22 protein-coding genes are annotated in these 26,641 nt (G+C 41.4%); 7 read left to right on the top strand and 15 right to left on the bottom strand.

Going from position 1 to position 26,641, the window contains the following annotated elements; genetic code table 11:
* The first annotated feature begins 167 nt into the window (after nt 1-167).
* Nucleotides 168-2,054, top strand: coding sequence for a monovalent cation:proton antiporter-2 (CPA2) family protein (locus FQ082_RS03590; protein ID WP_020444174.1), 1,887 nt, complete (start codon nt 168-170; stop codon nt 2,052-2,054).
* A gap of 54 nt (nt 2,055-2,108) precedes the next feature.
* On the opposite strand, the gene FQ082_RS03585 is transcribed toward FQ082_RS03590, so the two are convergent.
* A complete protein-coding gene (locus FQ082_RS03585) occupies nt 2,109-3,038 on the bottom strand; it encodes a DUF2628 domain-containing protein (protein ID WP_149492068.1) in 930 nt (309 codons plus the stop codon).
* Between the two features lie 219 nt (nt 3,039-3,257).
* Between FQ082_RS03585 and trmB the strand changes: the two genes are divergently transcribed.
* The 3 genes from trmB to FQ082_RS03570 all read left to right on the top strand — a co-directional run bounded on the left by trmB (nt 3,258) and on the right by FQ082_RS03570 (nt 7,320).
* A complete protein-coding gene (gene trmB, locus FQ082_RS03580; RefSeq protein ID WP_149492067.1) occupies nt 3,258-4,079 on the top strand; it encodes a tRNA (guanosine(46)-N7)-methyltransferase TrmB in 822 nt (273 codons plus the stop codon).
* Nucleotides 4,080-5,099: 1,020 nt separating this feature from the next.
* A complete protein-coding gene (gene recA, locus FQ082_RS03575; protein WP_149492066.1) occupies nt 5,100-6,158 on the top strand; it encodes a recombinase RecA in 1,059 nt (352 codons plus the stop codon).
* Nucleotides 6,159-6,198: 40 nt separating this feature from the next.
* Nucleotides 6,199-7,320, top strand: a complete 1,122-nt coding sequence (locus FQ082_RS03570; protein WP_149492065.1) for a regulatory protein RecX — start codon at nt 6,199-6,201, stop codon at nt 7,318-7,320.
* Nucleotides 7,321-7,438: 118 nt separating this feature from the next.
* Here FQ082_RS03570 and FQ082_RS03565 read toward each other — a convergent pair whose 3' ends face one another.
* The 6 genes from FQ082_RS03565 to FQ082_RS03540 form a co-directional block, all read right to left on the bottom strand.
* Nucleotides 7,439-8,155, bottom strand: a complete 717-nt coding sequence (locus tag FQ082_RS03565) for a YidB family protein (RefSeq protein WP_149492064.1) — start codon at nt 8,153-8,155, stop codon at nt 7,439-7,441.
* 223 nt (nt 8,156-8,378) lie between these two features.
* The gene (locus tag FQ082_RS03560) at nt 8,379-8,837 is read right to left on the bottom strand and encodes a hypothetical protein (RefSeq protein WP_149492063.1); all 459 of its coding nucleotides are present in this window, start codon (nt 8,835-8,837) and stop codon (nt 8,379-8,381) included.
* 87 nt (nt 8,838-8,924) lie between these two features.
* Complete coding sequence (locus FQ082_RS03555; protein WP_011514335.1) at nt 8,925-9,206, bottom strand: succinate dehydrogenase assembly factor 2; 282 nt, start codon at nt 9,204-9,206, stop codon at nt 8,925-8,927.
* A 135-nt stretch (nt 9,207-9,341) separates the two neighbouring features.
* Entirely contained in the window at nt 9,342-10,238 is an 897-nt protein-coding gene (gene folP, locus FQ082_RS03550) for a dihydropteroate synthase (RefSeq protein ID WP_149492062.1), read from the bottom strand.
* A 154-nt stretch (nt 10,239-10,392) separates the two neighbouring features.
* On the bottom strand, nt 10,393-12,288 hold the full coding sequence (ftsH, locus tag FQ082_RS03545) for an ATP-dependent zinc metalloprotease FtsH (protein WP_149492061.1): 1,896 nt from the start codon (nt 12,286-12,288) through the stop codon (nt 10,393-10,395).
* 402 nt (nt 12,289-12,690) lie between these two features.
* Complete coding sequence (locus FQ082_RS03540) at nt 12,691-13,323, bottom strand: RlmE family RNA methyltransferase (protein WP_020444183.1); 633 nt, start codon at nt 13,321-13,323, stop codon at nt 12,691-12,693.
* A 370-nt stretch (nt 13,324-13,693) separates the two neighbouring features.
* On the opposite strand from FQ082_RS03540, the gene FQ082_RS03535 reads away from it, so the two are divergent.
* The gene (locus FQ082_RS03535; protein ID WP_079692525.1) at nt 13,694-14,002 is read left to right on the top strand and encodes a YhbY family RNA-binding protein; all 309 of its coding nucleotides are present in this window, start codon (nt 13,694-13,696) and stop codon (nt 14,000-14,002) included.
* A gap of 353 nt (nt 14,003-14,355) precedes the next feature.
* Complete coding sequence (locus FQ082_RS03530; protein ID WP_149492060.1) at nt 14,356-15,108, top strand: DOMON-like domain-containing protein; 753 nt, start codon at nt 14,356-14,358, stop codon at nt 15,106-15,108.
* A 98-nt stretch (nt 15,109-15,206) separates the two neighbouring features.
* Here the strand turns inward: FQ082_RS03530 and FQ082_RS03525 are convergent, their stop codons facing one another.
* A complete protein-coding gene (locus tag FQ082_RS03525; RefSeq protein ID WP_011514341.1) occupies nt 15,207-15,935 on the bottom strand; it encodes a CHAP domain-containing protein in 729 nt (242 codons plus the stop codon).
* Nucleotides 15,936-16,202: 267 nt separating this feature from the next.
* Here FQ082_RS03525 and FQ082_RS03520 point away from each other — a divergent pair, with 267 nt between their 5' ends.
* Entirely contained in the window at nt 16,203-16,718 is a 516-nt protein-coding gene (locus tag FQ082_RS03520) for a DciA family protein (RefSeq protein WP_149492059.1), read from the top strand.
* A gap of 298 nt (nt 16,719-17,016) precedes the next feature.
* Here FQ082_RS03520 and lpxC read toward each other — a convergent pair whose 3' ends face one another.
* The 7 genes from lpxC to murG form a co-directional block, all read right to left on the bottom strand.
* A complete protein-coding gene (lpxC, locus tag FQ082_RS03515) occupies nt 17,017-17,934 on the bottom strand; it encodes a UDP-3-O-acyl-N-acetylglucosamine deacetylase (RefSeq protein ID WP_181209702.1) in 918 nt (305 codons plus the stop codon).
* Between the two features lie 358 nt (nt 17,935-18,292).
* Nucleotides 18,293-19,489 carry a cell division protein FtsZ gene (gene ftsZ / locus FQ082_RS03510; protein ID WP_011514344.1) on the bottom strand — a complete coding sequence of 399 codons (1,197 nt, stop codon included), beginning with the start codon at nt 19,487-19,489 and terminating at the stop codon, nt 18,293-18,295.
* Nucleotides 19,490-19,734: 245 nt separating this feature from the next.
* A complete protein-coding gene (gene ftsA / locus FQ082_RS03505; protein ID WP_223145340.1) occupies nt 19,735-21,027 on the bottom strand; it encodes a cell division protein FtsA in 1,293 nt (430 codons plus the stop codon).
* Between the two features lie 152 nt (nt 21,028-21,179).
* The gene (locus FQ082_RS03500; RefSeq protein ID WP_149492057.1) at nt 21,180-22,007 is read right to left on the bottom strand and encodes a cell division protein FtsQ/DivIB; all 828 of its coding nucleotides are present in this window, start codon (nt 22,005-22,007) and stop codon (nt 21,180-21,182) included.
* 508 nt (nt 22,008-22,515) lie between these two features.
* On the bottom strand, nt 22,516-23,661 hold the full coding sequence (locus FQ082_RS03495; protein WP_262498142.1) for a D-alanine--D-alanine ligase: 1,146 nt from the start codon (nt 23,659-23,661) through the stop codon (nt 22,516-22,518).
* 50 nt (nt 23,662-23,711) lie between these two features.
* On the bottom strand, nt 23,712-25,151 hold the full coding sequence (gene murC / locus FQ082_RS03490; RefSeq protein ID WP_011514348.1) for a UDP-N-acetylmuramate--L-alanine ligase: 1,440 nt from the start codon (nt 25,149-25,151) through the stop codon (nt 23,712-23,714).
* Between the two features lie 69 nt (nt 25,152-25,220).
* The gene (gene murG, locus FQ082_RS03485) at nt 25,221-26,306 is read right to left on the bottom strand and encodes an undecaprenyldiphospho-muramoylpentapeptide beta-N-acetylglucosaminyltransferase (protein ID WP_149492056.1); all 1,086 of its coding nucleotides are present in this window, start codon (nt 26,304-26,306) and stop codon (nt 25,221-25,223) included.
* Nucleotides 26,307-26,641 lie beyond the last annotated feature (335 nt).

Here is a 26,641-nt window from a genome sequence, read left to right as displayed (position 1 = left end):
ATAATTTTTTTGCAGCCTCTGTCACGCCTGCGAACAGCAAGCAAGAAAAAATTATAGCCAATAGCACGTTATTACAATCGTATCGCTTTTATTTTGAACTAACTATATTTTATATTTGTAATAATGCTGTTGTACTACCCATTTATCGTCATTGCTAAGGATTCCAGATGTTCGCTGCCGCCGCCAGCTCACCAAATTTAATGTTACAAGCGACAATTTTCTTGGGAGCAGCCCTGCTCTTTGTACCCCTTGGTAAACGTTTTGGTATTGCGACGGTTTTAGGTTATCTGATCACAGGATTGATATTAGGTCCAAGTGTACTGGACGTGGCAGGTGACGCTGAGAGCTTATTACATTTCTCTGAGTTTGGCGTGGTGATGCTGCTGTTCATCATTGGGCTTGAGCTGCAGCCATCAAGGCTCTGGGCACTCAGGCGCTCAATATTCGTCCTTGGCGGTTTGCAAGTTGGTTTGACTGGTGTCTTATTGATGGGGCTGTTACATCAGATTTTTGGCTTGCAGCTCGATACTGCTTTTATCGTTGGCTTCGGGCTTGCGCTCTCATCTACCGCCTTTGTCCTACAAATTCTGACTGAAAAACAGCAGCTATCGAGCACTCATGGCCGTGAAGCCTTTACGATTTTATTATTCCAAGACATTGCGGTTATCCCTTTATTAGCGGTCATTCCTTTCTTATCAGGGGTGCGTGAACAAAGCTATGATTTGATTTATTTTGGTAAAGTTTTTGCGGTTTTTGCTGGGCTTATCTTTGCCAGTCGCTACGTCGTTCGTCCATTTTTTAAATTTGTTGCCTCAAGTGGTGCGTCAGAATTACTAACGGCAGTCGCGCTATTTATCGTAATGGGTGTATCGATTTTGATGGGTCAAATCGGGCTCTCAATGGCGTTGGGCGCATTTTTAACTGGTGTACTGTTGGCGGATTCTGAATACCGCCATGAGCTTGAAGCCAGTATCGAGCCTTTTAAAGGATTGTTATTAGGTCTGTTCTTTATGTCAGTCGGTATGTTGACCGATGTGAAATTGATATTAGCAAAACCCATTTTTATCATCGGCTGTGCGATGGCATTAATGTTTATCAAGTTCGGAGTGATTACAGCGATTGCAAAAATCTCAGGTAATCGCTGGCCAACCAGCATTCGACTGGGGGTTACACTGGCTCAAGGTGGTGAATTTGCTTTTGTCTTGTTCAGTGTTGCGAGTGCCCAAAACGTCTTACAACCTGAACTTGCCAATACGTTAAACCTGATCGTAACCATCTCTATGGCACTCACTCCTTTGGCATTCTTGTTATTAGAAAAAGTCGGCGAGCCATTATTTGCCAAAAGCAAACCAAGCCGCGAATACGACACGATTCCAGATCATGAGCATCAGGTGATTATTGCTGGCTTTGGGCGAGTCGGTCAGATTATCGGTCGTGTGCTACGTATGCACAATATTGAATTTACCGCGATTGAGCGCTCGGCAAACCGCGTCGATTTTGTCCGTAAATTCGGTAACCAAGTCTATTATGGTGATCCAAAAAACCCTGAAATCCTACGTGCAGCAGGTATCAAAAAAGCACGTGTCTTTATCCTTGCCATCGATGATTTAGAGCGTTCTATCACTACCGCCCAATATTTACGTAAAAACTATCCAGATTTAATTATCTTAGCACGGGCACGTGACCGCCAGCATTACTACCGATTACGTGAGGTTGGGGTTCGTCATATCTGGCGTGAGACGTATTTGTCCTCGCTAGATATGTCGCGTGAGTCGCTACAATTGCTTGGCATCTCACCAGAAAAAGCGCGTGAGACAGTGCAAACTTTCCGTGATTACGATGATGATCTGATTGAACGTCAACAAGCTATTTATGATGATGAGGCCAGTATGATTGAGTCGGCTCAATCATCGATGGCGGAGCTTGAAAGCTTATTTGACGAAGATATTGGCAAAGCGCGTAAGATGGACTTGAGCGATTTTTATGAAGCGCTAAAAAGCCAAGCCATACCAGTCGATGATGAAAATAATCATACGACTGAATCTAAGCATTAATTTTTTCAACTATAGAAATTGTTGTCAAAAATAATTCTCAATCTTTGTAGCCACCTAATCAGGGCTACAATTTTCCGGCGCTTGTTTTTTATTCAATGAACTGATGCATTCCCAATCATCACTGTTTGGCAGATGATAAAAGACCAGTGTCTGATCATTGAGATAGCGTATAGGGAATTTTACATTTTGAATGGTCGCAATCACTGCACAATCAGTTTCTGCAACGCCAGCTGCGCTACGATCGATCTCAATATGCACCTTCTCAGTACCGCTATCGATAGGCAGATCCAGCGGACATTGTCCTGTTTGCCGATACGCTAGCGCCACATAATTTTGCGTGGTTTTAACGGTATCATACGCATCAAATAGCACTTCGTTTTCTTTTGGTTTGGCGATAATGGGTAAGAACTGCACTTTAATGACCATTAATATAAAGGCAAAAAATCCAAAACCCCATCCTAGCCCAAATAAGCTCACTCCGCCCTCTTGGCTTAGATGGGCTTGTTGCAAGCGCTCATCTTGTGGATAGTCATTAATCGCGTCGGCAATCTCACGTCGTGCCATCCGGTAATAGTAAGCATCCGTCCAGCGTGCCACTATAAACGACCAAAACAGCCAAATCAGCGCGGCAATACTAACGCGTATCGTCATCTGATAAGCATCAGCAATATAAGGCATTACTAAGAACTCAACCGCTACCAAGACTAGCGCGATATTAAGCTGAATAAAAGACCATCCTGCCACGCTGTAGACGAGCGCATCCATATAACGCTTACGATAGAGTAACCATGGAAAGGTCACAAAAAATGCTGCCCAATGCCATTTTGGCGACAGATAGCCTTGTTCATCAAATTGCTCAAAGCGTTTTAGATAATAGCGTTGGCTACGATGTCCGATAAACCATTTATCCAGTTGTGTGCGTCTGGCAGGAGGCAATTTTTCTTGGTAAAAAGGGGGCGGCGAATCCGTCTCAATAAATAACATAGTGACAAGCCTTACAGTCGATTAAAAAGACATTTAACTTAACTATCAGGATTATATGATAACGCTAATAGCATTGCATGGGCCATAGAAACACTAGATAAATAATGTACCTAAATTACAAAACGCGCTAACATTATTAAAAAAGTATTGTTCATTCACAGCCGTACAGATTTCACTTATAATAAGCGCACTACCCATTTATTAAGCCTTGTTAATCCTATGAGTCAACATCCTGATATTAATACCAACGTCGACGCCACCAGCCTTACCGATGATCAAAAATCTTTCGACAATAATGCTACTAATGACAATGAGGTCGCACCTGACGGCAATAAGCATATTCGTATCGTCAACACCTTTATGAAACGCCGTACGCACATGAATAAAAATGCCGAGCTGGCATTGACGGCGCCTGAATTTGCGCATTACTTGGTTAATAACAGCTTTGGTGATGGTAACCTTGAAGGTATTGACGATTTGCGTGCGCTGTTTGCTGAATTGCCAAACGGCAGTGAGGCACCCTTGACCCTTGAGATTGGTTTTGGACTTGGAGATTCATTCATTGAAATGGCAGCAGCCGAGCCAAGTCGTAATTTTGTTGGCATTGAAGTCCATGAGCCGGGTATCGGCAAATGCGCTTATATGGCTGGTACTCAAAATTTGAGTAATGTCAGAATCATCAATGGTGATGCCATTCAACTGCTCAAACAGTTACCAGAAAACCATATCGATCGCATTCAGCTCTACTTTCCTGACCCATGGCAGAAAAAGCGCCATCATAAACGCCGCTTTGTTAGCCCTGAGCGTATGGCGATTGTCACCCGCAGCCTAAAGCAAGGCGGCTGGTTCCATACCGCCACTGACTGGGAACATTATGCCTTTTGGATGGTAGAAGTTTTGGATGGGTTTGCAGGCTTAAGCAATCAAGCAGGCGCAGGCAATTTCACTGACCGTCCTGACTTTCGTCCAATGACAAAATTTGAGCGCCGCGGTCTAGCAAGCGGACATGGGGTTTGGGATTTAATCTATTTAAAAGACTAATACCAAACGCATTACGTCGGCTTCCTTTAAAGCGGCTAAGATATTTATCAGTATCTTAGCCGCTTTTTTATATCTATCAGTCTTCAAACCTTTTACTCATAAGGGTTAAAGACTGATATAACTGACTATAAATATGTTTGATGAGTATCAACAGCTTTCAATTCGAAAAAAAATTATCAGCACAGATGTGAAACATAGACATTGCCCATACTAAAATCCTGCTAAATTTAAACTTGTAAAATCAGAAATAGCCAAGTTTTGTAAATTAAATGATAACTCTTGTCTGCGCAATCATTGATACCGTAAGGGCTTGGTGAGTTCTCCCCATAAGCTGTGGATAACCCTGTGCATAAGTCGCTACTTGACAAGCATTTGCCTAGATAGCTTAAAGGCTTAGGTAAAATCGTTCATTTTTTGTACGATTTAAAAATTTATTAAAATCAATAGGTTAACGATAATTTAAAAGCAAAATAATTTATTTATAAAATTTTTAATATTAATTTTATCCTATGATATGTTTCACACTGGCTAAATAAACTTTATTTATTTATTGTGGATAACTTCCAAAACTATTGACAAATAGCATGCTCATCAGGTTCAAATATGAACAGCAATTTTTAGCATTATATACAAATATTTTTGTTTTCTCATACGACATCTATTGTCGCCTAGTATTCAGTTATGCTCAATATATACCTTGGATTTTGTTATAATTACCCTATCTAATAAACAATGATATAAAGTTAGAGGAAGACATAATCTGGTGATATAAGTTGCAATCGCTATGAGCCTCATTAAAATCTCTAAACTTTTTTTCGCTTTTATCAGCGTCTAATTTTACTGTATAGTAGCGTGATGTAACTGACATCGCCATCTACAAGACTCATCTCATTGTCTACTCTAAGCTTAGTTCAAAATGCTATCGACGATAGCTTACATTTTCATTTATAGCATTGAACAAGCCGTTTTTGATATTAATACAACTTATCCTTATAAATGATTGATAACAAGGAGTCCTATATGGACGACAATAAAGCCAAAGCACTTAAAGCTGCACTAGCTCAAATCGAAAAGCAGTTTGGTAAAAATACCATCATGCATTTGGGTGACAACTCAGCAACGCTTGATGTCGACGTGGTATCGACTGGTTCATTAGGTTTAGATATTGCACTCGGGATTGGCGGTTTGCCAAAAGGTCGTATCGTTGAAATTTATGGCCCTGAAAGCTCAGGTAAAACGACTATGACATTGCAGGCAATTGCAGCGTGCCAGAAACAGGGCGGCGTTTGTGCCTTTATCGATGCTGAACATGCCTTAGACCCTGTATATGCCCGCAAGCTTGGTGTGAATACGGATGACTTGCTACTTTCACAGCCTGATAATGGTGAACAAGCACTTGAAATTACCGATATGTTAGTACGCTCAGGTGCAATCGATATGATCGTTATTGACTCAGTCGCAGCCTTGACGCCGCGTGCCGAAATTGAAGGCGAGATGGGCGATTCACACATGGGTCTACAAGCCCGTCTGATGAGCCAAGCTTTACGTAAAATCACTGGTAACGCCAAACGTTCAAACTGTATGGTGTTATTTATTAACCAGATTCGTATGAAAATCGGCGTTATGTTTGGTAGCCCTGAAACCACAACTGGTGGTAATGCACTTAAGTTCTATGCCTCGGTACGTATGGATATTCGCCGTATCGGTGCAGTCAAAAATGGTGATGAAATCATTGGTAACCAAACTCGTGTTAAAGTCATCAAAAACAAAATGGCCCCACCATTCCGCCAAGCTGAATTTGAGATTACTTACGGTGAAGGCACCAATCACTTAGCCGAAGTGATTGATTTGGGTGTTGAGATTGGTGCAGTTGGTAAAGCGGGCTCTTGGTACAGCTATGGCGATGAGAAAATCGGTCAAGGTAAAGCCAATTCTGTACTGTTTTTAAAAGAGAACCCTGCTATTGCTGAAGAGATAGAAGCCAAAATCCGTACTGAAAAGCTTGGTGTAAAAGATGACAGCAAAGCAGCGGTCGTGGCTGAGACTAACGAAGAACTAGCCTCTGAACCTGTACAATAACGGTTTATTTTCAAACCGTTATCAGCAACTATGATGTCTTATGAAAATTAAAACGTTAGCTGAAATACTCGCTGAGTCGGATACTGATTCAGCGAGTTCTACGCATAAAAACAAGAAACCCATTGAACAACATTCATCTACTAGGTACTCATATAAAGACAAGCCTAAAAGTACCAGTAAAACTGGCAAGCGCTCTCAGAATCTAAATACATATGATTTAGATGAGAAGTGTACAATAGATAACCACACTAACTTTACGGCAGATTCGACTGGCGCCTCTTCCTCTTTAAAAATTTCATCCAAATCCAAAAAACGTAAAAAACACTTTCATCCAGCTGCTACCTTTCACGCTGAGCCTAATAGTGTACCTACTTATCAGCCACCTGCTGCGCAAAGTATCAAAGAGATGCTGGCTGAAGTTAAACATGCGGTTCATGACAATGAAGAAGATAGTGTCTCTATTAATGAGACTGGCGTTGATTCAGCTTTGATGAACTCACAACAAGTATTTGAATCGGTAGCTGCTCATGATATTCAGGGAGGCGACCAAAACAGCCAAATCGATAACTTACCAGCTGCTCTAAAAGCATATTTGCGCACGCCTGAGCAGCGCCAAGCGGAAATGGATGCAATCAAAGCAGAAAGTCGCTTACGTTGGTTAGCATTTTATTATTTGTCACGCCGCGAATACGGTAAGGCTGAGCTTAAGCAAAAATTGCTAGATAAAGAGCAAGAAGCGGCTAAAATTGATGCCCTACTCGATGAGTTCGAAGAAAAAGGCTATCAAAGTGATTACCGCACTACTCTAATGCTGATTCGTGAAAATATCAGAAAAGGACGCGGCAGAGGTCGTATCAAGCAAGAATTCCATCGTAAAAAGATGACGATGCCCGATAATATTGATGAACTTATCGATATGGCAAATGCAGAATCTGATGAGTTTAGTGAATTTATAGATGATAACGCAGATAATTTGGTCGAAGGTATAGACTGGCTCAAACTGGCAGTCACAGCGCGTATCAAAAAATATGGTGATGATATACCCACTGAACAAAAAGACAAAGCAAAGCAACTACGGTTTTTACAATATCGCGGCTTTAATAGTGATATTTGCTTTGCGGCATTAAACTATACGTTAGATACTTTAGATGAACGTTTTTAGCAATTTTTAATGCAACAATTTTAACCTTTGTCGTTCGCTATTATATTTTAGATATAAAAAAGCGCACCTAATCAGGTGCGCTTTTTTATCGTTTTAAATGCTATAAATGATAACCTAATTATTTCAGTGCCCCTAGACGACTTGATAGCTGACTGATAATTTGGTCAATTTCTTCATTGGCTTCAGGTTCGTTATCCAAATTACCGTTTGGCGTCAATTGGTTCATGACTTCCGGTAATAGCTCAGCCAACCCTTGACGCACCTCTATCTCATTAGCGCCTGTATGAGCAGCGACTTGCTGTATTTCACTATCATCAAACAATCGATTGATATCGTTAGGATCAAGATTATCGTTAAGCTCATTAGTACTCAACCAAGAGCGCGCTTGTTTTTCATAGCCCATACCGGTAAGTTTCGAGAGAGCACCACTTAATCCACCATTACGCTTTATCCAGCTCAGCACCATAGGCATAAGAGCAGCGATAAGCATACCTTTACCACCGAAGCCGCCTCTCGTCGTTTGACCCCCAAGTACGCTACCTAGAATATCGCCAAGTCCACCAGTACCTGAACTCATGCCACCGCGCTGTTTGCCACCTGTTAACCCGCCGATAATATCGTCTAACCCAAAACCATTGTCTGCTGAGCGGCGCTCGTACTGTTGTGGATTATAACCCGCTGACTGATTGCCACCGCCAAGTACACTCCCCAATATATCACCAAGACCGCCGGTACGACGCGGATTGATACGTTGATTAACTGGATTACGCTGTGCGTCCTCTGGATCCATGGCACTACGTGCTACTTGACTCACTAAATTCCCTAGCAAACTCATAACTTTATCCTTTTTATTATAATAACATTCGTCGATACAGGTTTTGGTATAGCAAATTAACGACTGCTACCATCACCTACTATTTAAACCGACCTATAAATATAAATTCCAATATAGCAAATCTATTTACCTCTCTAGATAGGCATTTTGTTATGAGATGTAGGAGATAATTTAGTACGGTAAGATAAAGCAGATAAGTATCTACAATGAAATCCAAGCTCAATTAAACGGTTTTGTTTGCAATCATATTTGACAAGATGGTCAACTCGCGCCATTGCTCGGTATTAACCTGATCACGAAATATAGCCACAGAAAATCGGCGTTGATAAGGCTCTACGATATTAAAATCAAAACAGATAACCCAATGAGATTGACTGACTGTATTAAGCTTTGCTTGCCACAAGGCATCCCCACGACTCGTACGTATTAATAACTGCCAATCTTGATAAACACTTTTATCAAGTGGCGGCTGGCTCAGATGCAATAGTATGGGTCGTGATAAGGCTAAATAGCCAATGACTGCAGCGCTGATGAGGAGTATAACGACATATTGCCATAAGGCTAATGAAGCAAGCGCCCCCAATACCATAACGATACTGGATAATGCCATATAAAATATCAGATATAAATAGCTTATAGGTTTAATAGCAGTATCGATACGTAGCGAGGTTAATGCTGTCATAGTGAGCTACCAAAGAATATTTCTGATTAATAGAAAAGACTCAATATTACTTTAACAATCCAAAAATAAAACTAGCCATTTAAACAATTAACTCAGACTTTTACTGTGACGCCACGTCTTAATCTTATTAACCAACTCCCATATCGCCTCATCTTCTGGTCGGCTTTGATTGGTAAAATAATCTAATAAATCAGGGTCTTCATGAGTCAGCATTTGCGCAAAGCTTTCTTGTTCGGCAGCTTCTGCCGTTAAATAAAGCTCTTTAATATAGGGTTCAAAATAAAAATCCAACTCTTTAAGACCACGGCGGGCTTGATAAATAATACGGCGCTGCTCATTGGTGGGCTCTGGCTGGTTATTAATAGTCATAAGGGTATTCTCATTCGTTTAAAAGGCATGTAAATAAATAAATACAAAGCACTAAAACTCTATCGTTCACAATTATTATCATCGATAAATTTATTTTTGATTATAAGTTCTTAATTATAGACATAATCACCATTATTAGCTTTTATCATATGCAGATAGCTGGCTCCATAACGCTATGGCTTGCTGCATCATAGCGACATTATGAGTACGAATGATACTTGCCCCCTGCTGCAATGCAAAAAGACCTGCAGCAGTACCCACGTTATCACGCTCAAGCGGTTGGGTGGTAGCAAGCGCTTCTAGACCTGTTTTGGTCAGCACTTCTGCTAAAAATCGCTTGCGTGAAATACCAAACATCATTGGCAGTTTGAGTGTTTGTAAGCGCTTAAGCTCACTCAATAATACACAGTGATGCTCATAGTTTTTAGCAAAGCCAAAACCGGGGTCAATAATAATATTTTCGCGCATGACACCAATGCTTGTCACTTCATCAATACGCACCTCTAGCTCTGTCATGATTTCCTTAACCACATCATCATACTGTGCCAGATTATTCATCGTGGTTGGCTCACCGCGCATATGCATGAGCATAACAGGAATGTTAAGCTTAGCTGCCATCAGCGCAGCGCCCTCACGCTTGAGTGCCCGTACATCATTCCAAATATCCGCGCCTGCTTCAAACGCTGCGTGCATAACCTCAGGACTACTGGTATCAATAGATAGCCATATGTCATCGCCTAGCTGTTGCCTAATCGCTGTCACGACTGGTACCACACGCTGTAGCTCATCAGAAGTCGCCACCATTTCAGCATTTGGACGGGTAGACTCGCCGCCAATATCGATAATGGTAGCACCTGCATCGATCATCTCTTTACATCGTGCTACTGCCTTATCAACTGCATCAAACTGCCCACCATCTGAGAACGAATCTGGCGTAACATTTAAGATGCCCATGATATGAGGCTGTGATAAATCTAGGACCTTGTCGCGGCTGGTCACAGTATAAGCAGGTAAGGGTTGGAATAGTGACATAACTTATCCATGATAATTTGAATTCGTAAAATTGATTATAGCTCTAACTTATAATGCTTATGATACCAGTAAATCTGATGTCATTCTAAATTGGTAATAAAGAAAAAGCCCTTTGTCAAAAGGGCTTTTTTTATTCAAAATTTAAGAGTAACTTTTACATCGCTGGTAATGGCGGAGGGGTCACTCCACTTGTTTTCACATCATTTTTTGATAAGTTTACTTCGTGATGCTGATAGACTCTTGGTGGACGAGGTTGTTCGCCCGCTAAGATATCTTGCAGCTGATCGCGGTCAATAGTTTCCCATTTCATCAAGGCATCAACCATAGCATGCATCTTTTCTTGATTGCCTTCAATCAATTCGCGAGCGATATCATATTGCTCCTCTAGCATACGGCGTACTTCTTCATCAACCTTTTGCTGTGTTGCTTCTGAAATCGTACGACCACCGCCACCGAAGTAACCTTGTGAGCTGTCATCATCTTCATAGACCATGATACCAAGCGCATCAGACATGCCGTATTTGGTAACCATTGCTCGTGCCATTTTGGTCGCACGTTCAAAGTCATTTGAGGCACCCGTCGACATTTGATCGATAAAGACTTCTTCAGCTATACGACCACCAAATAAAATCGCAATATCACTCAGCATTTTTGATTTGTACATACTGGTTTGGTCGTGCTCAGGCAACTGCCACGTAACACCAAGCGCAAATCCACGCGGCATAATAGTAACTTTATGCACAGGATCGGTACCCGGTAGTAGCTCGGCGACTAGCGCATGACCTGCTTCATGATAAGCAGTAGCACGGCGCTCTTCTTCACGTATGACCATTGATTTACGCTCAGGACCCATATATAGCTTGTCTTTAGCATCTTCAAAATCATTCATATCGACGCTGCGCTTGTTACGACGCGCAGCAAACAAAGCTGCTTCGTTGACAAGATTCGCCAACTGCGCGCCACTGAATCCTGGCGTACCACGGGCTAAAGCATGGGCATCAACACCAATAGTATTAGGCAGTTTCTTCAAATGCACTTTAAGAATTTGCTCACGACCTTTGATATCTGGCAGCCCTACTTGCACCTGACGGTCAAAACGACCCGGACGCAATAGTGCTTTATCAAGAACATCTGCACGGTTAGTAGCAGCAATAACGATAACGCCTTCATTGCCTTCAAATCCATCCATCTCAACCAATAATTGGTTCAATGTCTGCTCACGCTCATCATTACCGCCGCCCATACCGGAACCACGATGACGACCGACAGCATCAATCTCATCAATAAAGATAATACATGGCGCGCTTTTCTTCGCTTGTTCAAACATATCACGGACACGTGACGCACCAACACCGACGAACATCTCAACGAAATCAGAACCTGAAATCGAGAAGAAAGGTACTTTAGCTTCACCAGCAATAGCTCTTGCTAATAGCGTTTTACCCGTACCTGGAGGACCTACCATCAAGATACCGCGTGGAATCGTCGCCCCAAGCTTGGTAAATTTATCAGGATCACGTAAGAACTCCACCACTTCTACGACTTCTTCTTTGGCTTCTTCACAACCAGCAACGTCTTCAAAATTTACTTTGATTTGGTCTTCGGTTAGCATTTTGGCTTTTGATTTACCAAAGCTCATCGGTCCACCGCCTTTACCGCCAGCGCCGCCTTGCATATTACGCATAAAGAATAAAAACAGACCTATAATCAGCAAAATTGGGAAACTGGCTATCAGCAATTGCATCAATACGCTTTGGCGCTTCGGTGCAGTGCCTTGGACTTCAACTTTATTTTCACGCAGCAATGGCATCAGCTCGTCATCCATCACAGCTGGACGAATGGTTTCAAATTCAGAACCATTTTTCTTCTCGCCGGTGATTTGCTCGCCATCGATCTCAACACTGGCTACTTGGTTTTCTGACACAGCGGTCACAAATTCAGAGTAGTTAAGGTTATCGGGCTCAGATGATTTATCAAAGCCACTAAACACCAGCACTAAAACGCCGATTACCACCAGCCACAATAAGGTATTTTTTACCATGTCGCTCACTAGTTATTCCCATCCCATACTTATTGGTGTGTTTACTAAACACGTGACGTCTATATATAAACGTATGTCTCGCTATTCAAGGTCTATTGGCGAATTATCATTTCTCATTGCAAATCTAAGGTATAAAAAAACCTTATATTTTTATTAGAGAAACAAGCCGCGCAATAACGATAAATAACTGAGTTTATAAGGCGCTTACTGTCAGACGACTTTGCTAAAAATATCATATAAGCACTTAGAAAAATGCTTAAGAGTTGATTTCAAACAAAGTTAATATATCATGATATGTGGTATTAACCTGAATAATTCAAGCAGCATTCCCATTTATTCAGTTAACGATTGTAGCCGTTTTCATTCAATGATTTTAACTGGCTAATTTTGAGGTGAGAGTTTCATTTCATATTACTTGATTGCGATCCAAAATATCTCTTTTGAGCGCGGTCTAGAAGCACCAGGCTTAATACTACGAATTTTACTAAAATCCGCCTGCATCTGCTTGCGTAATTCTTGTGTACCCTCGCCTTGAAACACTTTCATAATAAGCGCGCCACCTTCTGGTAAGGTTGCCAGCGCGAAATCGACCGCCAGCTCACATAAGTACATCATACGCGGCTGGTCAATAGCACTATTACCTGCTGTATTGGGCGCCATATCAGACAGTACCACATCAACTTGTCTATCACCAACCTCAGCCATGATACGGTCAAACACTTCTGGCTCGCGAAAGTCACCTTGGATAAAGGTAACATCCGGCAAGGTATCCATTGGCAAAATATCAGAGGCAATCAAGATACCTTTTTCCCCAACCAATTGACCAGCCACTTGAGACCAGCTGCCAGGGGCACTACCCAAATCAACAACGGTCATACCTTTTTTGATCAGATTGGTTTTTTCATTTATTTCTAATAATTTATAAGCAGCACGAGCACGGTAGCCATCTTTTTGGGCCTTTTGCACATAGTGATCATCAATGTGCTCTTTCATCCAAGCACTACTGCTCTTTGACAATTTTTTGTTTTCAATACGTGTGGCCAAAATTCCTGCTCCTATAACGTGCTTTTCTATATGCGCATATGTATTTATTAACTAATGTCTTAATATACTTTTTGCTTTATGTCACTTTCTACAACCATGCAATCAAAAACACTATTAACTATGATTTTCAATACTATCAAGCTATTTATTAGCTTCAAAAGGCTAAACCGTTAATTTTTCTTAGTGAAAACACTGCTTTATAAGAGCGTAGCGTTTATAATGTACCCATAATGGCAGTTTAACATTTTCATCACGTAAAATCGTGCAAAATCCTGCTGATCTCATGCAAGATGATCATAGATTAATTATAATGGTCATCAATTGCTCTCAATTTTATTATATTTTGTTTTTACCAACCCCTAGGAATTCTATGCAACTTGATAACGCAACCATCAAACGCTTAAAAGGCATTGGTCATGATTTGAAACCGATTGTCATGATTGGCAATAAAGGTGTTACGCCAAGCATTACCGAAGAGATTGATCGCGCCTTATCAGATCATGAACTGATTAAAGTAAAATTGCCTGCTGGTACCAAGGAAGAGCGTGATGTCATCGGTGCTGAGCTTGCTGCTACTGCAAAGGCAACTTTGATTCACTCAATTGGTCGTATGGCGCTATTGCTACGCAAAAACCCAAATGCCAATCCTAAGCTTTCAAACCTTGCTCGTAATGCATAATGCGTCATTACTTGCTTCATATCGTCTGTTGAATATGAAATGGCTTAAAATAGCGTGCTGATTTATTTTTAGACAGATGATAACGGTAAATCATATAGTTAAAATATCTCAAAAACGCTACAGTGCTGCTGGTATAAATTTTTTGCAGCCTCTGTCGGCTAGCTACAGCAAGCAAGAAAAATTGATACCAGCAGTACATAATGTGTAGATATTACTTTTCATTGACTATAAAAGCCGCGATGCACTTTTGCTCGCGGCTTTTATGTCATTTATAGTTCACTATTTAATATGCGATGTTCGTTGGCAGCTATATCATGTTTTATGGTGCTAATAATTTTTGAGATAATAAGAATATGAGCCAAAGTTTTGATTTATACCTAGCAACTGAAACCTTAGCAGATGACGCGCAGCAACTTGGCGTGACAGTGAGCGTTTTACAGCAAATTAGCGTACAGGTAAGCGCAACGCTTGTAGCGCAGCCAGAAGCTTATTTACAGCTAGAGTATCGTGTGACGTTGCCCTCTGAATCACTAGCTGCTCAATTGAATTGGCCAAAGTGGCAAGCAGATAAAGTAGGCTTTAAGGATTATCTGTGGGAACGAACCTGCCTTGAGTGCTTTTTAGCAGGTTATTTAGTAAGTAGCCGTTCAGAAGATAGTGATAAGTCCCCCAAAACCAATATGACAATGTCCTATATTGAGATCAATGCCAGTCCTGAAGGTCAGTATGCGCTTTATGAGTTTGACAGCTATCGCTCTCCTACAACACTACCGCCAAGACCTCTTATTTACGCTGACGGACAGACACGTGCTGCTATCGATTGGATAGACGGTAACCACCCGAAACTGCTAATAGATTACCCAATATCAACGCATGAACCTTATCACTACCAACGCAGCTTTAGAATGCCATTAGATTCATTGACGTCATTGAATCGCAAGTCAGATTACAGTAATGATGCCCTTATCAAATACATACATCCTTGTGTTATCTTATCCTTTGGCGCTACGATTCTATACTTTGCGCCCAAACATGCATCGCCACCCGACTTTCATAATAGTCAGTATTGGACACCATTTGATAGGCTATCCGCCCTTGCCAAGTAAAAATATCAACTTAATAGCTAGCCTTATTTAAGACATAAAAAAACTCAGTAATGTCATAAAGAGCATTACTGAGTCCGGAGAGAGCGCTTAACTGATACTTATTTGTCAGCCATAGCTAGGTAGATACCACGATCTGAAGCATCATCGACGTATCTAGCATCGCGCCACGTCGTATAGTTGTAATGACCGCTGTATGGGCTGATGCTGTTTTGACGGAAGTCAGATACCCAGTCATTACCATCAAATATTTGAATATGGCCATGAGGACGACTTGAAGTACGGTCATAAACAACCACGTCACCAACCTGTGGTTCCATGTTATTACTGATTTTAGTAAAACCCGCTTGTGACAGTGTGCCGCGAGACGCATATTGATACGCTGAAGGATTAGGCGTGAATTCGTAGCCCGCTGATTGTAACGCTTTACGGACATAACGAGCGCAATAGCCTGTGCTACTAGATAAAGCGACTCGTGAAGCATTCGCTGCTGCAATAGCAGGCGCTGAATAACGATCTGGCACTGAACTTACTTTCTGCTGACGTTGCTCATAAGACAAACGATTGGTTAGCGAAGCAAGCTGATATTCTTTTTGTTTTGCATGCGCGCTTAAATTATCGATTGCTTGGCTGATTTCATCATTGCTAGAAACATATGCACCGCTGTTGGTGCTGTAGATGTTACGACTAGAACCATAGTTCGCAGAAGTAGTGATATTGGTGATGGTATGACTCAAGGTATTATTTGATTGAAAGGTTGTTTCGGCAGCACCACTTGTCTGTGCTACGCCCATTCCCAATACTGATAAAATTAATAAAGCTTGTTTCATAAATTTACTACCTATTGTGAAAACAGAATTGCTCGTCATCCGTGACAAAGCATGAATTAGTTTAGAGAATATAATCATGAAATAAACATGATAAAATATTTAGTACAATCGCTCTTTTACTTCTTAAGTAGCTGATGCTGATATCATTAGCAGCTTAATCATCTACTACATAAATCGTTTGCTACGTCATACCTTGCTTTAAAAATGAGCGTTTAGAGCCTGTTTATTATGAGTATCGATTTTTCACCTATTAGATGAGTCATTACGATGTCCAAAAAGAACCCTAACCGCCTTGCCACTCTCATCGATCATCAAGCTTTTGCTGGTAGTGCGCTACCTCAAAGCCTATCTGATAGTATGCGTTTATATGTGCAAGCGACCACTGAAATAAAAGCGCTTTTGGTAGATTGTCTACCTGAGGAAATCCTCAATAACTGCTGGGTCGTAGGCTTAACGTCTGAGCAATTGACACTCAGTGTCGAGTCCGTCACTGCTGCCAATCATATTCGCTATTTGCAGAGCGCGTATTTGCAAGTGTTAACAGAGCAGTCAATTACATTTAAACAACTCAAGCAAATTCGCGTCGTCATAGCCAATAAATCTACCAATAATAATTATTCTAAATCATCATCAGGCTTGTCAGCATTACGCTCAATGTCCGTTAAAGCCCATGAAAATCAGGCTCTTAGCCAAAACACAAAGCGGACTATATCACAGGCAGCAGAGCATGTCACCACTGATGAAAACCTCAAAAAAGCACTATTACGCCTTATAAATCCTTAAAAAACCCCTGCAGATAATGTAAAGTTATGTAAACCAATCCGGTAAATGATACGATTCAGGCTGGGTTTTTGTAATTCCAAAAACAAAAAAAATCATCTGTCAGTGTTATTCACATTGTGAACCTCACTGACAGATGATTTTGCTATTCGCTACAGCTTTTATCTCATCTACTATACAGACAAGTTATCATAAAATAAAGAAATATATATCCACTTATATGAATATAATTTCACTCTACTTATAACCATTTTATGTAATATTGCGTAAATGTTTCGATACTTCGTGTATATTCCTGTATTCATCCTTCGACAGTTATACCATTCAAAGGTAAATATTCGATAGGACATGTTACATTGTCATCAAAAGTTACAATTTCAAAGTTATTATGGTCAGATAAAATCTCACGTACCAATAAGTTATTTAAAGCATGACCGGATTTATAGGCATTAAAACGACCCAAAATGGGATATCCAATCAGATATAAATCACCAAGTGCATCTAGAATTTTATGACGAACAAATTCGTCATTAAAACGCAGACCTTCTTCGTTCAAAATATTACTTTCATCGATAACAATCGCATTATCCATGCTACCGCCTAATGCCAGATTGTTCTGACGCATGGCTTCGATATCACGTAAAAAACCAAAAGTGCGTGCTGAACTCAGCTGCTCAATGAAGTTTTGGGTTGAAAACTGCAATTGGGCATGCTGAAAGTTTTTATCAATCGCAGGATGATCAAAATCAATCTCGAAATTAAGCTCAAATCCATTATAAGGACGTAGCTCTGCCCATTTATCGTCAACTTTGACACGTACAGTACGTACAATCCTGATAAATTTCTTTGAAGCATCCTGTTCGCAAAAACCGGCTTGCAATAACAGTCCTACAAAAGGCGCAGCACTGCCATCCATAATAGGTATCTCTGATGCTGATACACGAATTAATAGATTATCAACGCCAAGTCCCGCTATCGCGCTCAGCAAGTGCTCAACCGTGCCGACACGTGTACCACCAAACACCAGATTAGATGACATCATGGTATCTTGTACCAAAAAGGCACTGGCAGGAATTGGCGTGCTGCCAGTAATATCAGAACGCTCAAAGACGATTCCAGTATCGATTGGTTGCGGATGAAATTCTAAATCAACAGGTTGACCACTATGAAGACCAGTACCTGTAACAGCAATTGCTGTTTTTATGGTTCGTTGATTCATGGCTGTCTTCTCACATATTTTGTTACAATTGCCATAGTGTATCATTACCCGAACCCTGTTCGCTAGCGATAAAAAGCGTTAATTTACCTATCTCTTTGATTGATAACACTTATCGAAGCATTATTATCGGTGACTGTTTAGTCGCAATCACCAACAGAAGGCTATGAAATATCGGGCTTTGAAAGGCTTCATCTCTTGAAAATACCGCCTAAATTGGTATGAGTAGGTAACATTTTCTGATAAATAGGAATAACCAATATATAAGTAGTTGGCAAATAGCAGAAATTATGAATAGGCACAAAAAAGCCAGCGTTTGAACACTGGCTTTTTTAGAGAGCAATATTTATACGAATGATATCTATTTGTTCTGCTGACGCTTTAGATAGTCTTGAATGCTATTGGTCTTAGTTTTAGTCTGTTCAGGCACAGTATTAGAGCGAATTGGGTTTTCTTGATACTGAGCTTGAGACTGTTTTTGACTGTTCAATGCACTGGTATGCAAGTTTGGGTCAACAGGTTGCGTACTATTTACAGAAGGCACAGGTTGCTCCACCACTTCAGGCTCTTCACCAGCGTTTTCATCTAAGGTTAAACCAGTTGCAATAACCGTCACATGCAAGTCGTCGCCCATTTTTTCATCAATCACGGAGCCATAGAAGATATGCGCTTCATCGATATCAGTAATTTCTTCGACAATCACACTGATCTTGCTCATCTCATCTAGAGATAAGGATTCAGATGAAATCACGTTGACGAGTAAGCCTTTGGCATTCTCTAGGCGCAAATCATCAAGTAATGGCGATCTGATGGCTTTTTCAGTCGCTTGACGCGCACGATCATCACCGCTGGCACGACCGATACCCATCATCGCATGGCCCTTAGCGGTCATTGCGGTACGGATATCGTTAAAGTCAATATTGATCATACCTTCGCTAGCGATGGTCTCTGCAATACCTTGGACTGCATGCAATAGCACATCATCTGCTTTTTTAAACGCATCTTGCATAGAGATGTTGCCGTAGACACTCATCAACTTATCATTTGGAATCGTAATGATAGAATCTACAAAGTTAGTCAGCTGCTCGATACCTGCTTTGGCAGCCTTGATACGTTTTCCGCCTTCAAATTTGAACGGCGTGGTGACTACAGCAACGGTCAGTACTTCCATTTCTTTGGCAATACGCGCTACGACTGGTGCAGCACCCGTACCCGTACCACCACCCATTCCAGCGGTGATAAAAACCATATCTGAGTGCTCAAGCAGTGCACGAATCGCTTCTTCGTCACTTTCTGCTGCTTCACGACCCACTTCTGGATTCGCTCCTGCACCAAGACCACGGTTGGTTTTTGCGCCAAGTTGTAGCTTATGCGGTGCGGTCAAACGATCAAGCGCCTGTTTGTCCGTATTGGCACAGACGAATGTTACACCTCTAATCCCTTGCTGTACCATATGTTCAACTGCATTACCGCCACCGCCGCCTACACCGAATACAGTGAAGCTTGCCTGGCCATTATTTTGAAGCTGATTATCATCTGGCATGGTGTATTTTGACATAAAAAAGTTTCTCCAGTTGCAGATAGCGTGATGGTCGATACGTGGTAACACACGCATATGGCGCGCTATCGACTTACTATATATAAATGTATTTGATTAGAACAGGGCCATGGCTTAAATAGTAATGCTTAACCAAGATATGCCGTTATTATACAGGGTATTGCTTTTAATATGCTTGCTTGGTCTTGCTGACAAACCGCTTATCTAATTACGGTAAGTAGATTGTCAGCAGGATTATAGGACAATTATAATATCTTTTTTAGTACACTGGCAAAACGTTGACCAGCACTTTGAAAAACACCCGTCACACGATTTTTTTGAATCGCTTCAGGCTCGCTTTTTTCACTGCGCCGAAACTGCTCGCTTTGGCTATATAATAGTGTACCAAATGCCGTTTGATAAGCCCGATCATTAACCTGAAGATTCAGCTGCTTAAAGGATTCGTCATTATCAAAATGATTATAAGCACTAATCGCAGGATGCATATTGGTTAATACCACTGGCATTTTTAATAGTTTTTTCGCAAACGGTATCATGCCTTTAATCGCACTACCGCCACCTGTGAGCACAATGCCCTTATCAATATAGCCTAATAAGTCCGCTTCATGTAACTGGCGCACTACTTCAGTGAAAATCTGCACGTAACGGGCTTCGATAATACGCGCAAGGTTGTAGATACCAATGTTGATTTCATCACCTGACCCTTGCGGTTTAAATAGGAAAAATGAGCTTGGATCTACGCTGTTCACATCCACTGTACCATGCGATTTTTTCAGCTTTTCAGCCTCTATCATCGAAATACCAACGTCTGCTGAAATATCCATCGTCACTTCATGACTACCCGTTGCGATACAATGGGTAAAAATCAGCTTATTTTCCTTATAAACGCAAATACTTGTGGTGCTGGCACCTATATCTACCAAGCAAACGCCTTGTTGGCGCTCTTCGCTCATCAAGCTATATTCGGCACTCGTTACCGCATCGAAGACAATATGATCAATGCCCACATCACAGCTTTGCAATAGTTTTTGGATATTTTGACGACCAGCAACTGGCATCATCATCATGTGATACATCACAGCTATATTGTGCGCCACCATATCAATGGCATCATCAACCATAAACTCTTGGTTATCGATATAAATACCTTGCTGACAACAATGCATCAAATAATAGTCAGATGACAAATCTTGCGATTTGGCATTTGAGAGTGCTTGCACCATATCTTTAGCGCGAACGAATTCATCTTCTACTCTAACATCGCCCGCACTATTTTTGCTCAATAGCTCAGGAGTTGCCAGCGTCAGCCAGACACTATGCACACGGCAATTAGCGGTATCTTCCGCTTCTTGAATAGCCTGTTTGATAGCGCCTTGCAAGCGTTCACGATGCTTGATTTGACCTTGATAAAAGTCGCTATTCTTAACTTGTCCCACACCCATAATACGGATGTCTTTTGCAGACACAACACTACCAATGACGACATAAACTGCCGTGGCACTTAAATGGACAACAACCAAATTTTCAGTATTTTTCATGGTACCAGACAAATTATCGCTAAACAGGAGAACAAATGATGTCTCCATTAAATCATTAAAATAAGTCTATTATCAGCTGATAATAACGTATGTATACTCTGTATAAAAAATAAAGCAGACAAGTTTAGCGTGTTGGCTACTTTATATATTACTTATAGAGGTGCTTCAGTTGTTGGTTTTTTGTTTACGGGTGTATCATTATCTTTTGGCACTGCTATATTCCATGCAATCGTAAATCCATTTTTGTAACGAAGATCTACTGATTGTATCTCATCACGGCGGTTTTTTAATTGATTACCCAGCAGCTGGCTTAAGTTCAGTAGCTTTTGTGCTGTATTCTCATTATCAACGATAATACGTAACCCATTATCAAAACGAATCAGCCAAGTCATTCTTGGCGACAAAATAATATCTTCAACTTGTAAGCCAAGCGGAGCATACCAGTCATTGACTTGCTGCATCTGTTGCATAATAACCGGCGCTTGAGTCATATTGCCTTGCAAAGTTGCAAAGTTCTCTTGCGTTAAATCTCTACTATCAGCAGGGACAAACACATTGCCTGTTGCATCCACTAGACGCTCAGTACCAAAATTTGCCACTGCTTGCTTAGGCAATACGGTAACCACAATACCTTTTTGCCAGTCACGACTGATACTGACCTGATCAACCCAAGCCAAACCAGTGGTAATATCTCTCAGCGCTTGCAAATCAGAGGTGAAAAAGCTGCTCACACTTTGCTGATTCATAACATGCTGTAGCGCCCGATATTCGGCAACCGTCAATCCTTGATGATCGACATGAATAGCTGCTGGAGGTGCGTCACGTAAAGCCTTACCGCCCATTATCAATATCAGCACTAATAACCCAAGCACCAATACGGTAAAAAAGTATCTAACTGCAGTGGGTACTTGAAAGTTTGATTTTGGGTGACGGGTTTTATCACTCATCAAGTCAGCGACGTCATTGACAGTTTGAGCCATATTAAACTTCGTCCCTATATTTAATCAAAATAATCTGTATATTTCATACATTCGATTCATATTTACGTAGATCGATGATCTTTTTTATTTATGCAAAAGCGCTTATCACCATTATGCAGGTGTAAAATCTACTTAATAGATATGCTATCAATTCGTAACTTTAAATGGCAATATAAAGTGTGCTTATCGGCCTTTAAATGTAACATTTCTCTTATTTAATGAAGGACTTACCAAAGCGTTGCATAACTATCACCAAAACCACTAGATAGTTACAATATTAACGCATTTTACCTTCAAACAATAGCCTAACCCCTACTACTACTAACGAATTTACACAAGTTTACACGAAGCTGTGGTATAGCAGCTATAGCGATACATTACGAATAATGAGAAGCTACTATTCAACAATGATAAATAGTTTAAATACCTCATTTATTGAAATAATCACTCTTGTATAATTACTAAGAACAGCTTGTTGTATATAGGCAGTGACTTATTCAATAAGATGTTACACCGTTTGCGCCAAAATATGCCAGCACAAGCTCTCGAAATCCATGCCACGAGCTTTGGCTGCCATTGGTACCAAACTATGACTGGTCATGCCCGGTACGGTATTAATCTCAAGTAGCCAAAAGTTGCCCGCTTCGTCTTGCATCGCATCGATACGTCCCCAACCTTTTGCATCAACGGCACGAAACGCCGATAAACTTAGATCTTGCAAATGCTTTTCATCCGCAGCACTTAAACCACAAGGGATATAGTAGCTGGTATCGTTACGATTGTATTTGGCTTCGAAGTCATAAAAATTGGTGATATCCGCAGGCTCTAAGCGAATGACAGGATAAGCTTCATCATCAATGATAACGATAGTGAACTCGCGACCAGTTATCCAGCGCTCCGCCATCACTACATCGCCACATTGTACGGCGGTTGCATAGGCAGCAGGAAGCTCATCAAGGTTATTAACCTTAGTCATACCAATGCTTGAGCCTTCATGAACAGGCTTGATAATCAGTGGTAGTCCTAACATATTAACCACCTGCTGCCAGTCGGTATCAGCGGTTAGCAGTGAAAACGGTGCAGTCGATAATCCGCAGCCTTGCCACAGCTGTTTGGTACGTACTTTATCCATACCAAGTGCTGACGCTAAAATACCTGAGCCGGTTTGAGGAATATCAAACCACTGTAGCACGCCTTGCAGCAGACCATCTTCGCCACCCCGACCATGTAAGACATTAAATACACGATCATACTGACGTAGTTCAGTAATGTCTTGATGCTTAGGATCAAAATGCGTGGCATCAACCCCTTGGTTTTGTAGTGCTTGCAATACAGCTGCACCGCTGTCTAAAGACACGCTACGCTCATTACTATTACCACCGTAAATGACAGCAACTCTACCAAACTCACTCGCCTCTTTTACTTTACTTTCTTTAATAGCGGGTAACGTATTAGCGCTTTGGCTATTGTTAGCTACTTTATCCTGCTCTGCTTGTGCAGCAGCTGCTAAAGCTGTTTCTGGATTGATAATAGGGGCAGCGTTATTCTGAACATTGCCTTTAATGTTGTTGTTACTGTTATCTGTAGCGTTTTGCTCAACATTAACGCCATCTTCATCAATATTATTATTTTCTTTAGTATTATTCATGGTCATCGTTAGTGCTCCTAATATTTTTAAAGCAATGCTTCTAATGCTTCTAAGGCTTATTTGATATAAAGATTATTGGCGGCGAGATCGATAGCTATTTGCCCGACATTACCCGCGCCTTGGGTGATCAGCATATCACCTGCTTTCAATAATCGCTGCATGACAGGGGCAATATTATCTTTATCCACTATCGTTGGCTCGACGGCACCGCGCAAACGTATACTACGTGCCAAAGCTTTAGTGTCCGCACCAGCGATAGGGCTTTCACCAGCAGAATAGACATCCAACAATAATAACTCATCAACACTTGAGAGTACTTCGACAAAATCATCGAAACAGTCACGGGTACGGCTGTAACGATGAGGCTGGAACATCATGACTAAACGACGCTCAGGGAAGCTTTGACGCGCCGCTTTGATGGTGGCATCAACTTCTTTTGGATGATGACCATAATCATCAATCAGCAGCACATTACCATCATCTATCTCCACAGAGGCATGTTGCTCAAAACGACGACCAACCCCTTCAAACTTCTGTAGCGCACGGGTAATTGCAGCATCATCAACGCCTTCATCAGTCGCCATAGTAATGGCTGCAAGCGCATTGTAGACATTATGCACGCCTGGAATATTCAGTGTCAGACGCAATGGCTCATGATCACGACGTAGCACTGTAAAATGGGTTTTTGTACCTTCGGTGACCAAATCAACGGCTTGTACATCATTAAATGGCTCAAGACCAAAGGTCAATACTGGACGCCCAATATCATCAATCATCGCGTACAGCTCAGGATCATCACCGCAGACCACTGCCAGACCATAAAACGGCATGTTTTGTAAAAACTGAATATAAGCTGCCTTTAATTTATCAAAACTATTACCATAAGTTTCCATATGATCTTGATCAATATTGGTGACAATCGCCGCCATCGGATGCAATGACAAGAATGAGGCGTCAGACTCATCAGCCTCGGCAATTAGAAAACGACTGCTACCAAGCGCGGCATTTTTGCCCGAAGCATTAAGCTTACCGCCAATCACATAAGTAGGATCTAAATTGCCTTCTGCCATCATAGTGGTCAGCAAACTGGTCGTGGTGGTTTTGCCATGCGCCCCAGCAATAGCAATACCGTGACGATAACGCATCAATTCACCAAGCATATCCGCACGGCGCACTACTGGAAGACGTGCTTCGAGTGCTGCTTTTACTTCGGGATTGCTACGATCGATGGCAGACGATACAACGATGACATCAGCATTGGCAATGTTTTTGGAATCATGACCGATAGCAATATCAATACCAATCTGCGCCAAACGTTTGGTCACTAAGCTCTCAGTAATATCAGAACCACTCACTTGATAGCCTTGATTATTCATAACCTCAGCAATACCACACATCCCCGAACCACCAATACCAATAAAATGTAGATGCTGAATACGGCGCATTTCTGGTATTTCAATCAAACGTTTGGTTAAGGCTTTAGCAGAGGTTGGCATAAGGGTTTCTCTTTTTATAAGACGGATAAAATATAATAAGGCAAAAATATCGGGTATTTATTTGTTTATCTATAAAGCTTGCCAGATAATATTGGCAACGTGCTGGCAGGCTTGGCGATTGGCAAGCGCGTGACCTTTTTTTGCCATCTCTAAGCAAGCAGGTCGATCAAGGGCTGCAAGCTCTTCACTCAAGCGTTTGGGCGTCAATTCATTTTGCGGTAATAGAATCGCCGCTTTATGTAATGTCAACGTCCGCGCATTTGCCGTTTGATGGTCATCAACTGCACTTGGCAATGGTACAAAAATCGCGGCAATACCCACATTTTGGATTTCAGTAACGGTCAACGCACCAGCACGGCAAACAATAATATCTGCCCAGTTATAAGCCGCTGCCATATCATCGATAAATGGCTGTACGGTAAACTTGTGCATACTTAAATCTTGCTCATCGTAAGCTGCTTGCGTCGCAGCTTCATTATTGCGTCCACATTGATGACGTACCTCAAACGGACTTTCTATTAACGCCAGTGCTTTTGGCACGGTCTCATTTAGCACTTGTGCACCCAGTGAGCCGCCAACCACTAGCAGTTTTAATGCTGAGCGGTCATTTATATCATAACGCGCTATAGGTTCGGCGACACCGGTAATCGCATTACGTACTGGATTACCAACTGTTTCAAGTTTTGCATCAAGCTGGCTATTACCAAAGGTGTTTTCAAACGCTTGCAAGACTTTGGTCGCCATCTTTGCCAAGTAGCGGTTACTCATGCCAGCAATGGCATTTTGCTCATGGATAATAAGCGGTGTCTTGGTCAAACGGGCTGCTATACCGCCGGGTGCGCTGACATATCCGCCAAAACCAACCACTATATCAATATTATTACCACGAATGATTTTGATCACTGCCATAGTCGCAGAAAGCAAGGTAACTGGCATTTTAAGCAAACGCCCAATCCCTTTACCGCGTAAGCCTTGCATCTCAATCGCATGAAAAGGATAACCAGTTGGCGCCACCAAACCATTCTCCATACCATTTGGTGTGCCTAACCAATGAATCACCGCACCGCGCTTAGTCAGTTCTTCACTAACCGCAAGTGCTGGAAATACATGCCCGCCAGTACCAGCAGCCATCATTAATATGTGCGGTGTCTTCATGAAACGCCTGCCTATCTTTTTTGTATTGATATGAAGGACTTATTGTCCTATAGCCATCTTACTCATCGGGTCATTAGAGCTGTTTAAAAGCCCGCATAGTATAGTGTAAATCGTGGTCTGATATATAGTCATTTCTGCCCGACCAATAACAAAAATCCAAGCCGTGAATAATCGCGACTTGGCTTTGGTAAATACCGCGAAATCGTTATCAAAACGCTAGTTCCCTGACGTTTTAACGATCTATGTTAGCACAACTATTTTTACTCATTGTGCCAGTAGATGAGCATTACATTACTCTATCCTTACAGCTTATCTAACTAACAAACTTTAGCAGC

The organism is Psychrobacter sp. ANT_H56B (genome assembly GCF_008369245.1).
GTDB classification, from domain to species: domain Bacteria; phylum Pseudomonadota; class Gammaproteobacteria; order Pseudomonadales; family Moraxellaceae; genus Psychrobacter; species Psychrobacter cryohalolentis.
The sequence above is the reverse complement of the archived record's forward strand: the minus strand, read 5'-3'. Positions and strand labels throughout refer to the sequence as shown.

Bases quoted from the DNA above. Each gene is read 5' to 3' on its own strand.
- recA (WP_149492066.1), top strand. From the start codon at position 5,100: ATGGACGACAATAAAGCCAAAGCACTTAAAGCTGCACTAGCTCAAATC.
- FQ082_RS03590 (WP_020444174.1), top strand. From the start codon at position 168: ATGTTCGCTGCCGCCGCCAGCTCACCAAATTTAATGTTACAAGCGACA.
- FQ082_RS03570 (WP_149492065.1), top strand. From the start codon at position 6,199: ATGAAAATTAAAACGTTAGCTGAAATACTCGCTGAGTCGGATACTGAT.
- FQ082_RS03495 (WP_262498142.1), bottom strand. From the start codon at position 23,661: ATGACCATGAATAATACTAAAGAAAATAATAATATTGATGAAGATGGC.
- ftsA (WP_223145340.1), bottom strand. From the start codon at position 21,027: ATGAAAAATACTGAAAATTTGGTTGTTGTCCATTTAAGTGCCACGGCA.
- lpxC (WP_181209702.1), bottom strand. From the start codon at position 17,934: ATGAATCAACGAACCATAAAAACAGCAATTGCTGTTACAGGTACTGGT.
- FQ082_RS03555 (WP_011514335.1), bottom strand. From the start codon at position 9,206: ATGACTATTAATAACCAGCCAGAGCCCACCAATGAGCAGCGCCGTATT.
- murC (WP_011514348.1), bottom strand. From the start codon at position 25,151: ATGCCAACCTCTGCTAAAGCCTTAACCAAACGTTTGATTGAAATACCA.
- murG (WP_149492056.1), bottom strand. From the start codon at position 26,306: ATGAAGACACCGCACATATTAATGATGGCTGCTGGTACTGGCGGGCAT.
- FQ082_RS03525 (WP_011514341.1), bottom strand. From the start codon at position 15,935: ATGAAACAAGCTTTATTAATTTTATCAGTATTGGGAATGGGCGTAGCA.
- FQ082_RS03500 (WP_149492057.1), bottom strand. From the start codon at position 22,007: ATGGCTCAAACTGTCAATGACGTCGCTGACTTGATGAGTGATAAAACC.
- FQ082_RS03565 (WP_149492064.1), bottom strand. From the start codon at position 8,155: ATGAGTTTGCTAGGGAATTTAGTGAGTCAAGTAGCACGTAGTGCCATG.
- FQ082_RS03535 (WP_079692525.1), top strand. From the start codon at position 13,694: ATGCAACTTGATAACGCAACCATCAAACGCTTAAAAGGCATTGGTCAT.
- ftsZ (WP_011514344.1), bottom strand. From the start codon at position 19,489: ATGTCAAAATACACCATGCCAGATGATAATCAGCTTCAAAATAATGGC.
- FQ082_RS03530 (WP_149492060.1), top strand. From the start codon at position 14,356: ATGAGCCAAAGTTTTGATTTATACCTAGCAACTGAAACCTTAGCAGAT.
- FQ082_RS03560 (WP_149492063.1), bottom strand. From the start codon at position 8,837: ATGACAGCATTAACCTCGCTACGTATCGATACTGCTATTAAACCTATA.
- folP (WP_149492062.1), bottom strand. From the start codon at position 10,238: ATGTCACTATTCCAACCCTTACCTGCTTATACTGTGACCAGCCGCGAC.
- trmB (WP_149492067.1), top strand. From the start codon at position 3,258: ATGAGTCAACATCCTGATATTAATACCAACGTCGACGCCACCAGCCTT.
- FQ082_RS03520 (WP_149492059.1), top strand. From the start codon at position 16,203: ATGTCCAAAAAGAACCCTAACCGCCTTGCCACTCTCATCGATCATCAA.
- FQ082_RS03585 (WP_149492068.1), bottom strand. From the start codon at position 3,038: ATGTTATTTATTGAGACGGATTCGCCGCCCCCTTTTTACCAAGAAAAA.